Annotated in this window: 8 protein-coding genes and 1 pseudogene; 7 read left to right on the forward strand and 2 right to left on the reverse strand. The window is 47.2% G+C overall.

The window, feature by feature from the left end; genetic code table 11:
• Positions 1-70 precede the first annotated feature (70 nt).
• Positions 71-742 carry a 7-cyano-7-deazaguanine/7-aminomethyl-7-deazaguanine transporter gene (locus TZ48_RS07800; RefSeq protein WP_112478783.1) on the forward strand — a complete coding sequence of 224 codons (672 nt, stop codon included), beginning with the start codon at positions 71-73 and terminating at the stop codon, positions 740-742.
• 90 nt (positions 743-832) lie between these two features.
• Here the strand turns inward: TZ48_RS07800 and gppA are convergent.
• Positions 833-2,327, reverse strand: a pseudogene (gppA, locus tag TZ48_RS07805) (guanosine-5'-triphosphate,3'-diphosphate diphosphatase).
• 52 nt (positions 2,328-2,379) lie between these two features.
• Positions 2,380-3,672 carry an ATP-dependent RNA helicase RhlB gene (gene rhlB / locus TZ48_RS07810; RefSeq protein ID WP_042478900.1) on the reverse strand — a complete coding sequence of 431 codons (1,293 nt, stop codon included), beginning with the start codon at positions 3,670-3,672 and terminating at the stop codon, positions 2,380-2,382.
• A 108-nt stretch (positions 3,673-3,780) separates the two neighbouring features.
• Here rhlB and trxA point away from each other — a divergent pair, with 108 nt between their 5' ends.
• The 6 genes from trxA (at position 3,781) to fre (ending at position 9,645) form a co-directional block, all read left to right on the forward strand.
• On the forward strand, positions 3,781-4,107 hold the full coding sequence (trxA, locus tag TZ48_RS07815) for a thioredoxin TrxA (RefSeq protein ID WP_042478899.1): 327 nt from the start codon (positions 3,781-3,783) through the stop codon (positions 4,105-4,107).
• A 192-nt stretch (positions 4,108-4,299) separates the two neighbouring features.
• Complete coding sequence (rho, locus tag TZ48_RS07820) at positions 4,300-5,559, forward strand: transcription termination factor Rho (protein ID WP_042478896.1); 1,260 nt, start codon at positions 4,300-4,302, stop codon at positions 5,557-5,559.
• Between the two features lie 129 nt (positions 5,560-5,688).
• Positions 5,689-6,687, forward strand: a complete 999-nt coding sequence (locus TZ48_RS07825) for a hypothetical protein (protein ID WP_112478784.1) — start codon at positions 5,689-5,691, stop codon at positions 6,685-6,687.
• 97 nt (positions 6,688-6,784) lie between these two features.
• The gene (ubiD, locus tag TZ48_RS07830; RefSeq protein ID WP_112478785.1) at positions 6,785-8,650 is read left to right on the forward strand and encodes a 4-hydroxy-3-polyprenylbenzoate decarboxylase; all 1,866 of its coding nucleotides are present in this window, start codon (positions 6,785-6,787) and stop codon (positions 8,648-8,650) included.
• Positions 8,647-8,919 (forward strand): 2Fe-2S iron-sulfur cluster-binding protein, encoded by a 273-nt coding sequence (locus TZ48_RS07835; protein ID WP_042478889.1) that lies wholly within the window; start codon positions 8,647-8,649, stop codon positions 8,917-8,919. Before ubiD ends, TZ48_RS07835 begins: the two co-directional genes overlap by 4 nt.
• Positions 8,920-8,931: 12 nt before the next feature.
• A complete protein-coding gene (gene fre / locus TZ48_RS07840) occupies positions 8,932-9,645 on the forward strand; it encodes an NAD(P)H-flavin reductase (RefSeq protein WP_112478786.1) in 714 nt (237 codons plus the stop codon).
• Positions 9,646-10,042: the final 397 nt, after the last annotated feature.

A 10,042-nucleotide genomic window follows, 5' to 3' on the forward strand; every position in this document is an offset into this window, starting at 1 on the left:
TTATTAGTCACTCGAGGCTTTGCCTCAACTTGGGTTCCCTCAACCCCAAGCAAAACGAAAAAGGTACAATATGAATCCGTTTTCTCCTGCGCAGCAGCGCAAAGCCCTGACATTTCTCGTTCTATTTCACTTGGTGATCATCGCATCCAGTAACTACTTGGTGCAGCTACCGTTTACTATTTTCGGTTTCCACACCACGTGGGGCGCATTTACTTTCCCATTCATTTTCCTTGCGACCGATCTGACCGTACGTATCTTTGGTGCTGGTTTAGCCCGTAAGATCATCTTCTTGGTCATGTTGCCTGCGTTGGCGGTGTCGTATGGGTTATCGGTATTGTTCTTTGAAGGGCAGTTCCAAGGCTTTGGGCACTTGGGTGAATTTAACCTGTTTGTTGCTCGTATCGCTGCGGCAAGCTTTATGGCTTACCTGCTGGGACAAATACTAGATGTGCATGTTTTCAACCGTCTGCGCCAAATGAAGCAGTGGTGGGTGGCTCCGACATGTTCAACACTGTTTGGTAACGCGCTGGATACGCTAGCCTTTTTTGCTATCGCATTCTACCAAAGCCCAGATCCGTTTATGGCAGAGCACTGGACGGAGATCGCCTTGGTCGACTGCGGCTTTAAGCTGGTGATCAGTCTTGGTCTGTTTGTACCAATGTACGGCGTGCTGCTCAACTTCTTGGTTAAGAAGCTTACCGCAGTGAACCCAGAGTTAAAGGTGACCGGCGTAAAAGCTTAATGAGTCTCTAGAAGCTAAATATAAAAAATCCCGAACGGTTTGGTTCGGGATTTTTTTCACAGTAATCAGCTTGAGCCGCTGGGATCAGGCTTAGACCGCCTGAATTGTTAGTGGCCAACCGGCATCTGACTGTCGGTTAGATCGATTTCCAGCTCTGCCGCTGACAGTGGATGGGCTTCTAACCACTGCTTATCAATAGAGAGCGTTAGGCTGTTGCCTTCACATTGCACCGCAAATTGAGGCTGCAGATCACGCTGACGGCGGTGAGTAATGATCACCGATAAGCGCAGTAGTCGCAGTACGCGCTCGGCACTTTGTGTCGATAGAGCATGTTGCGATGGCAGTGGTGTCAGTTGGTCTTTGTATCGGCGAACCACTTCAGCAAGTAGATGTTTTTGTGCACGAGTGAACCCCGGCAAATCTAAGTTTTGAAGTAAGTACGCACTATGCTCACCGGCCTTTTTAAAGTCCAGGGTGAGGCCAATTTCGTGCAGTTTTGAAGCAGCTTCGAGCAGTGCAATGGCATGTGGCTCTTCAATCCAGCTTTCATTACCACAGCTCACCAATAAGCTGGTGGCAGTAGCCGCAACTTGATCGCCGTATTCCACATCGAGCTGACAACGGGTTTGCACGCTATTGATAGTGCGCGCACGAATGTCATCTTGTTGCAGCTCTTTAACCATGTCATACACCATTCCCTCGCGCAGCGCACCGCCCGCAAGCGTCATGGAATCGATATTGAGTAGTTCAAAAATGGCAATCAGGATAGATAGACCGCTTGGGAACACCAAAGCGCGTTCTAGCGTAAGGCCATCAATGTCGAGCTCTTCAAGATGATCGGCTTGCATCGCTTGTTTTTGCAGGCGCTTGAGTTTGGCATGAGTGATGACCTCATCCATACCTTGAGCCAGCATGATCTCTTGCAGAGCTTGAACTGTACCACTGGCACCTACACACACGTCCCAGCCCAATCCCTGATACTGCTCTAGAATTGGGGCGAGCGTCTGTTTGGCGCCTTCGATAGCGCGTTCGAAGTTGGCTTTGTTTAGCTGGCGGTCTTTAAAGAAACGCTCTAGCCAAGTGACACAGCCCATTTTCAGACTGGTCAATGCTTTTGGCTCGAACCCTTCGCCAATAATAAGCTCGGTACTGGCTCCGCCAATATCGACCACAAGGCGACGGCCTGTACCACCAGATGTATGAGCCACACCTTTGTAGATGGTCGCTGCTTCTTCTTCACCGCTTATCACTTGGATTGGGTAACCCAAGATTTGATTGGCCTTGGTTAGGAATACATCAACGTTAGTTGCAGTACGTAGTGTGGCGGTACCAACAATACGGATGTTTTCTTGTGGGATGTCCTGAAGTCTTTCCGCGAAAAGACTAAGGCAATCCCAACCACGCTGCATCGCTTCTTGACTGAGAGCCATCTCATCATCAAGCCTGCGGCCAAACGCACTTTGCGCTTAATCTTGGCCATGGTCTGAATGCTGCCATCGATATGACGTACAACCAACATATGGAAACTGTTGGAGCCAAGATCGATAGCCGCATACAAAGGTGAAGAATTCACTGCGAGACTCATAAAAACTGCTTACTTCCTGTTCAGATTACTGCTTATGTCAGATCTCGGTCTATTAAGACCTTGGTGATCTTGGCCTTCTTTGAGGCTTTCTGTTTGATGGTCGTGAGCCACCTGTATTCGTGCGACGAGGACCTGAGTTGCGGCTCTTCATTACGAGTGGCGCAGGCAGCTCGGTCAATAGCGCGCTTGAGTCATAGTCAGACACTGGAATGGAGTGCTCGATATACTCTTCAATCGCTGGCAGGTTGATCGCGTACTCTTCACAAGCAAAGCTGATTGAGTGACCACTTGCACCAGCACGGCCTGTACGGCCAATACGGTGAACGTAATCTTCACAGTCGTCAGGTAGGTCGTAGTTGAATACGTGCGTTACTTGAGGGATATGTAGACCACGCGCTGCAACATCCGTCGCAACCAGAATATCCACATCACCTTTTGTGAACTGCTCAAGGATCTTCTCACGCTTCTTCTGTGGTACATCACCAGTCAAAAGACCTACGCGGTGTCCGTCAGCAGCTAGGTGTCCCCACACTTTTTCACACTTGTGTTTGGTGTTGGCAAAGATAATAGCGCGATCAGGCCATTCTTCTTCTACTAGCGTTTGTAGTAGAGCCATCTTTTCATTGTTTGATGGGTAGAACAGCTCTTCTTGAATGCGGTGTCCAGTCTTTTGCTCAGGCTCAACCACGACGTGCTCAGGGTTATGCATGTGTTCAAACGCTAGTTCTTGTACACGGTAAGACAAGGTAGCTGAGAACAGCATGTTGAGACGGTCTTTAGGCTCAGGCATACGGCGGAACAAAAAGCGAATGTCTTTAATAAAGCCAAGGTCGAACATACGATCGGCTTCATCAAGAACCACTGCTTGAATGTTGTTGAGGTTAAAGACACGCTGCTTGTAGAAGTCGATAATACGTCCACAGGTACCGATAAGGATATCTACGCCCTGTTCCAGCTTAGCAAGCTGCTTGTCGTAGCTATCACCACCGTACGCAAGTGCTGTTTTCAGACCCGTGCTTTCAATGAGCGGCTTGGCATCATTGTGGATCTGGATAGCAAGTTCGCGCGTTGGAGCCATGATGATCGCGCGCGGTTGTGTCGCTTTGCGGCCTTCATGCTCAGGCGTATTTAACAGATGGTTAAAGGTAGCAGTGAGAAACGCAAGCGTTTTCCCCGTCCCGGTTTGGGCCTGTCCTGCAATATCTTGGCCGGCGAGCAGTACCGGCAGCGCCAAGGCTTGGATAGGGGTACAATATTCGAACCCTTTTTTTTCCAATCCTTCAATGATTTGCGGGTGCAAATCTAAATCGGCGAACTTTTGCTCTGTGATATGCGTCTTTTTCATCGGTATAGAATATCAGCTTAAGCTTGCAATACGAAGGTAAATACATTCCAATAGGAGATCTAATTGTTGGTGATTATCTCATCAATACAAAAAATATCGGAGTGAAAGATGAGTGAAAAGATTTTGCAGCTGACGGATGACGGTTTTGAAACTGACGTAATTAATGCTGCAGGCCCGGTTCTTGTTGACTTCTGGGCGGAGTGGTGTGGTCCTTGTAAGATGATTGCCCCAATCCTCGATGAAATCGCAGATGAGTACGAAGGCAAACTCACTATCGGCAAGCTAAACATCGACCAAAACGCAGGTACTCCACCTAAGTTCGGTATCCGTGGCATTCCTACGCTACTACTTTTCAAAGATGGCGGAGTGGCAGCAACTAAGGTTGGCGCACTGTCAAAAACTCAGCTAAAAGAGTTCTTAGACGAGAACTTATAATGAGAAGTAACGAAAACCGTGTATCTTAACAAATACACGGTTTTGTTTTTTTCAAAGCTAGACTAGACTCTTTTTTAGTGATAATTTATCGCACGTTAATTAAACAAGTGTTCACTTCTTGGTCGATCCTGTGACCAAATCCTTCTTAACAACAAAACAGATCCTATTTTGACTAAACAAACATCCACCACAATGAACTTAACAGAATTGAAGAACAGACCTGTTTCTGAGCTCGTTAAACTTGGCGAATCTCTTGGTCTGGAAAACTTAGCTCGTCTGCGTAAGCAAGACATCATCTTCGCCATCTTAAAAGCCCATGCGAAAAGTGGTGAAGATATCTTTGGTGACGGGGTCTTAGAGATTCTTCAAGATGGTTTTGGTTTCCTGCGTAGCGCAGACAGTTCATACCTTGCTGGCCCAGATGATATCTACGTTTCTCCAAGTCAGATCCGTCGTTTCAACCTGCGTACAGGTGACTCGATTGCCGGTAAGATTCGCCCACCAAAAGATGGCGAGCGCTATTTCGCACTTCTAAAAGTAAACACTGTTAACGCTGACAAGCCAGATAACGCACGTAACAAGATCCTGTTTGAAAACCTAACCCCTCTGCATGCGAATGAGCGCATGACTATGGAGCGTGGTAACGGTTCAACAGAAGACATCACTGCACGTGTTCTTGATCTCGCGTCTCCAATCGGTAAAGGTCAACGTGGTCTTATCGTTGCACCACCTAAAGCGGGTAAAACCATGCTGCTGCAAAACATCGCGCAGAGCATTGCCCACAACCACCCTGAATGTGAATTGATGGTTCTTCTTATCGACGAACGTCCGGAAGAAGTAACTGAGATGCAGCGCCTAGTTAAAGGTGAAGTAGTGGCATCGACGTTTGATGAGCCAGCATCTCGTCACGTTCAAGTTGCAGAGATGGTTATCGAGAAAGCGAAGCGTCTTGTTGAACACAAGAAAGACGTGGTTATCCTACTGGATTCTATCACTCGTCTAGCTCGTGCTTACAACACGGTAGTACCTTCATCAGGTAAGGTTCTAACTGGTGGTGTTGATGCGAACGCACTACATCGTCCTAAGCGTTTCTTCGGTGCAGCTCGTAACGTAGAAGAAGGCGGCAGCCTAACTATCATCGCAACAGCGCTAGTGGATACTGGTTCTAAGATGGATGAAGTTATCTACGAAGAGTTTAAAGGTACAGGTAACATGGAACTGCACCTAAACCGTAAGATTGCTGAAAAGCGTGTCTTCCCAGCGATTGACTTCAACCGTTCAGGTACACGTCGCGAAGAGCTACTTACGAAAGCCGATGAGCTACAGAAGATGTGGATCCTACGTAAGATTGTTCACCCAATGGGCGAAATCGATGCGATGGAATTCCTAATCGACAAGCTTGCAATGACTAAGACTAACGATGAGTTCTTTGACGCGATGCGTCGCCAGTAATCGTTAAACTTGTCCGCAAAGCGGACAACGAGTCTCAAATTTTAAACGTCACCCTTATGGGGTGACGTTTTTGTTTGCACTTCCCCTGTTTCACGCGCACAATACTGAGTGTGTTAACAGGAGGTTAATATGCTACAAGGATGGTTAGCGTCGTTACTCCTCGTATTGGTTGTTTCATTCTCACAATCGGTGCACGCGTCTAAGGAAATGACGCAGCAGGAAGTAGAACGCTGGTTGCAAAGCCCAGTGGTACTGCAAAAAGTCGACGATTTTTTATTGTTGGTGGAACAAGATGACACCGACGGCCTTAAATTTGCGTTAAATAGACTCGCGTTGCCTCAGCAAGAGGTGGCGAGGTTTTTGTTGCTCAAACATATTGAAGACAACGAACGCATTCTTTCCCCTAAAATGGCCATTTTCGTTCAAGGCCAAAAATCCCTGCCACCTACCTATACTATGCTCGAACGTGGTGATGGCTACGAGTTTTCGATTCCTGCGTTTAACTACCCAGCTATTTCTGCGCGCTTGATTAAGCGCTGGAACAGTGACCAAAAAACCTTGGAGTTTATCTTGCAGGCGGAAAGTGAGCAGTTGGTATTACGTGACTGGCTATCTGAGGGTAGTGATTATGAACGTAAGATCCGCGAGGACTTATTAGTTAAAGAGTTTGATAGTCTGTCACCGAAAGCGAACGCATTTATTACTCAGCAACTTACCGATACCAATATCACCGAGTGGCTACCTTCTACTCGCGTATTGGTGCGAATGGCGCAAGTGAATGAAGACGCAGCCTTATACGACTTGCTGTGGAAAATGCGCGCGGATTATCACAGCCAAGTAGAATTAGAGAGGCTAGCGGGTCTTTCTTCTCCGTTTGCTCAGCAGCAAATCATGGCGGCTGCACGTAATCCGAGCCTAAAGCGTCAGGCGATCACTGAACTTGCTCAAATCACCCCATTACCGAATGAAGTGAAAACCTTCTTGGTGACACGAATGACCAAGGTGGAAGACGCCAGTTTTGTCGCCAGTCAATTGGCGCAGAATGGTCATAGTGGATGGGTGAGGGATGTGTTGTCGACCAATAGTCAGGTGAAAGCGAGTTTGGTGTTGCAAGCTCTGTCTAATTAACTGAATTTTCTCAGCTTCTCAACATCGCAGAGGACATTTCGCCCGATGATAGATTTGCGTATATAATGGTACCTTCTTTCAAGGCGAAGTATCCCCTATGATTTACAAGGACTTACGTGATTTCACTCAGCACCTGGAAAGCCAGGGGCTGCTCAAGCGCATCTCACACCCCGTCGATCCAGATTATGAAATGACGGAGATCAGCGACAGAACTCTGCGAGCTGGTGGACCTGCTCTGCTGTTTGAAAACCCGATTGGCTATGACATGCCAGTGTTGACCAATTTATTTGGTACCCCTGAGCGTGTTGCGATGGGAATGGGTCGACAGCAAGTCTCTGAGCTCAGAGAAGTAGGCAAACTACTGGCCTACCTAAAAGAGCCTGAGCCACCGCGTGGCTTTAAAGACGCGATCAATAAAATTCCTCTATTTAAGAAAGTGCTGCACATGCCGGCTAAAAGGCTGCGCAAAGCGCCTTGCCAGCAAGTCGTTTGGCAAGGTGATGAGGTCGACCTTGATAAAATCCCTGTAATGAGTTGCTGGCCTGATGACGTCGCACCCTTGCTAACATGGGGACTTACGGTCACCAAAGGACCGAACAAGAAGCGTCAAAATTTAGGTATCTATCGTCAGCAGAAGATAGCCAAGAATAAGATCATCATGCGCTGGCTAGCGCATCGCGGTGGGGCGCTCGATCTAAGAGACTGGATGGAAACCAATCCAGGAAAACCGTTCCCGGTCTCGGTCGCATTTGGCGCTGACCCGGCTACTATTCTTGGGGCGGTGACGCCGGTACCAGATACTCTGTCTGAGTATGCGTTTGCTGGATTGCTGCGCGGCGAACGTACTGAAGTGGTCAAATCGATTAGTAACGATCTTGAAGTGCCAGCGAGTGCCGAAATCGTTCTTGAGGGTTATATCGATCCGAAAGAATTTGCCGATGAAGGCCCATATGGAGACCACACCGGCTACTACAACGAAAAAGAAAAACACCACGTCTTTACTATCACGCACATTACTATGCGTGAAAACCCTATCTATCACAGCACTTATACAGGTCGCCCGCCGGATGAACCAGCTGTACTTGGGGTGTCGCTGAACGAAGTCTTCGTGCCGATCTTGCAAAAGCAGTTCCCGGAAATTGAAGACTTCTATCTTCCACCAGAAGGATGTTCGTATCGCATGGCGGTGGTAACCATGAAGAAGCAATACCCAGGGCATGCTAAGCGTGTGATGATGGGGGTATGGTCTTTCTTGCGTCAGTTCATGTACACCAAGTTTGTTATTGTATGTGATGAAAGCGTCAATGGCCGCGACTGGCAGCAAGTCACCCAAGCTATGAATGACCATATGGTACCGAGCCGCGACACCTTGATGATCGAAAGCACACCGATAGATTCTTTGGACTTTGCATCACCGGTTACTGGTTTAGGTTCCAAAATGGGACTGGATGCCACGATCAAGTGGGACGCAGAGTTGGAGCTGGAGGCGGCCAAGTATCCAACGGCACAAGATATCGAGCGTTCGAATAGTTGGGATGAAACCGTATTGGCGAAACAGGTTACAGCTCAATATCCAGAGGTGACTGACTTGTATATTGCACCGGGAACGGGTACAAATCGTATGGTACTGCTGACTCTAGATAAGCAACTTGCAGGTCAAGCTATTGAGGTGATGAAAGGAGTAGAGGCTATACTATCACCTTACTTGGCGACTAAGTTTATCGTAACCTGCGACCAAGACGTAAACGTGCGTGATTGGAATGACGTGATTTGGGCGATCACTACGAGAATGGATCCGTCCAGAGATACATTGCTGGTCAACGATAGTACCTCTAGAGCTTATTTAGACGCAACCAATAAACTTGAAGACGAAGTGACGCGCGAGTGGGGCATACCAATTAAAAAAGACCCTGCATTGGTTGCAAAGATAGACAGCATTTGGGATGAACTCAATATCCTATGACAAAGCGAGTAGTGCTCAAGCCTCAGAACCTTGAGTTTATAGTCGAAGAAGGGCAGACAGTGTTAGAGGCTGCGCTCAACCAGAATCTTGCTTTTCCTCATCGCTGTATGGTGGGGGCCTGCGCTTCTTGTTTATGCCGTATCGAGTCGGGTGCGGTTGACTATGATTTGGAACCATTACTTACCGAGAAAGAAAAGCAGCAAGGTTGGATGTTCTCCTGTCTTGCTTATCCAAAGAGTGATTTGGTGATCACCTTTGGAGACGAATAAAAGAGATAAACCATGACCATCAATTGTAAAGTTAAGTCTATTGAGCCTTTAGCAGCGAATACCTATCAAATTTTGCTGTACCCAGAACAGCCTGTTAGCTTTAAAGCAGGTCAGTATTTAATGGTAGTAATGGGTGAGGCCGACAAGCGTCCTTTCTCTATTGCTAGCAGCCCTTGCCGTCATGAAGGCGAGATCGAGCTCCACATTGGCGCTGCAGAGCACAATGCTTATGCGCTAGAAGTGGTTGAATCAATGAAGCATGCACTTGAAGTGGGTGGCGACATTCAGATTGATGCCCCTCATGGCGAAGCGTGGATTCGTGAAGATAGTCAGCGCCCAATTCTATTGATTGCTGGTGGCACTGGCTTTAGCTATGTACGTTCTATTCTTGATCACTGCATCAGCCAAAACATTGCGCAGCCTATCTATCTATATTGGGGTGGTCGCGATGAAGCTCAGCTATATGCCAAACAAGAGCTAACTGACATCGCTAATGCTCATGAGCGCATTCAGTTCATTCCTGTTATTGAAGAAACACTAGCAGAGTGGACAGGCAAACAAGGCAACGTACTTCAAGCGGTCAGTGAAGATTTTGATTCACTTGCTGATTTCGATATCTATATAGCAGGCCGTTTCGAAATGGCTGGCGCTGCACGTGAACAGTTCACGCAGAACAAGCAAGCTAAGTCTGATCACATGTATGGTGATGCGTACGCATTTATCTAATTGTTAGTGATTTGTGGCTAAAAGGAGAGTTTTTATACTCTCCTTTTTGTTTTTTGATGGTATTTCAATCAAAAGAACGTTTTTTCTAAAAAATATTGAAAAAGGGGTTGCGCGGCTTCTCATTCTCCCTATAATGCGCACCACACCAAACGGGAGGGCAGCAAAGCAAGAGCCCAACAGGTTTGGCGGGCAAAAAGCCTAAACGAAAATAATTTGAAAAAGTGGTTGACACGACAAGTTATCTGGTTAAAATGGCCGCCCACTTCGAGAGAAAAGCCGAAAGGCTCAAAAACGAAAGTTTAGCTTCTCGAAGAAACGTTCTTTAAAAATTTAAACCTATCAATCTGTGTGGGCACTCGTTGATGATAATCAAATTAGATACCTCGGTATCAAATTA

This window comes from Vibrio variabilis (assembly GCF_003263785.1).
Classification (GTDB): Bacteria; Pseudomonadota; Gammaproteobacteria; order Enterobacterales; family Vibrionaceae; genus Vibrio; species Vibrio variabilis.

Coding starts and splice junctions, on each gene's coding strand:
- TZ48_RS07800 (WP_112478783.1), top strand. CDS start 71: ATGAATCCGTTTTCTCCTGCGCAGCAGCGCAAAGCCCTGACATTTCTC.
- rhlB (WP_042478900.1), bottom strand. CDS start 3,672: ATGAAAAAGACGCATATCACAGAGCAAAAGTTCGCCGATTTAGATTTG.
- trxA (WP_042478899.1), top strand. CDS start 3,781: ATGAGTGAAAAGATTTTGCAGCTGACGGATGACGGTTTTGAAACTGAC.
- rho (WP_042478896.1), top strand. CDS start 4,300: ATGAACTTAACAGAATTGAAGAACAGACCTGTTTCTGAGCTCGTTAAA.
- TZ48_RS07825 (WP_112478784.1), top strand. CDS start 5,689: ATGCTACAAGGATGGTTAGCGTCGTTACTCCTCGTATTGGTTGTTTCA.
- ubiD (WP_112478785.1), top strand. CDS start 6,785: ATGATTTACAAGGACTTACGTGATTTCACTCAGCACCTGGAAAGCCAG.
- TZ48_RS07835 (WP_042478889.1), top strand. CDS start 8,647: ATGACAAAGCGAGTAGTGCTCAAGCCTCAGAACCTTGAGTTTATAGTC.
- fre (WP_112478786.1), top strand. CDS start 8,932: ATGACCATCAATTGTAAAGTTAAGTCTATTGAGCCTTTAGCAGCGAAT.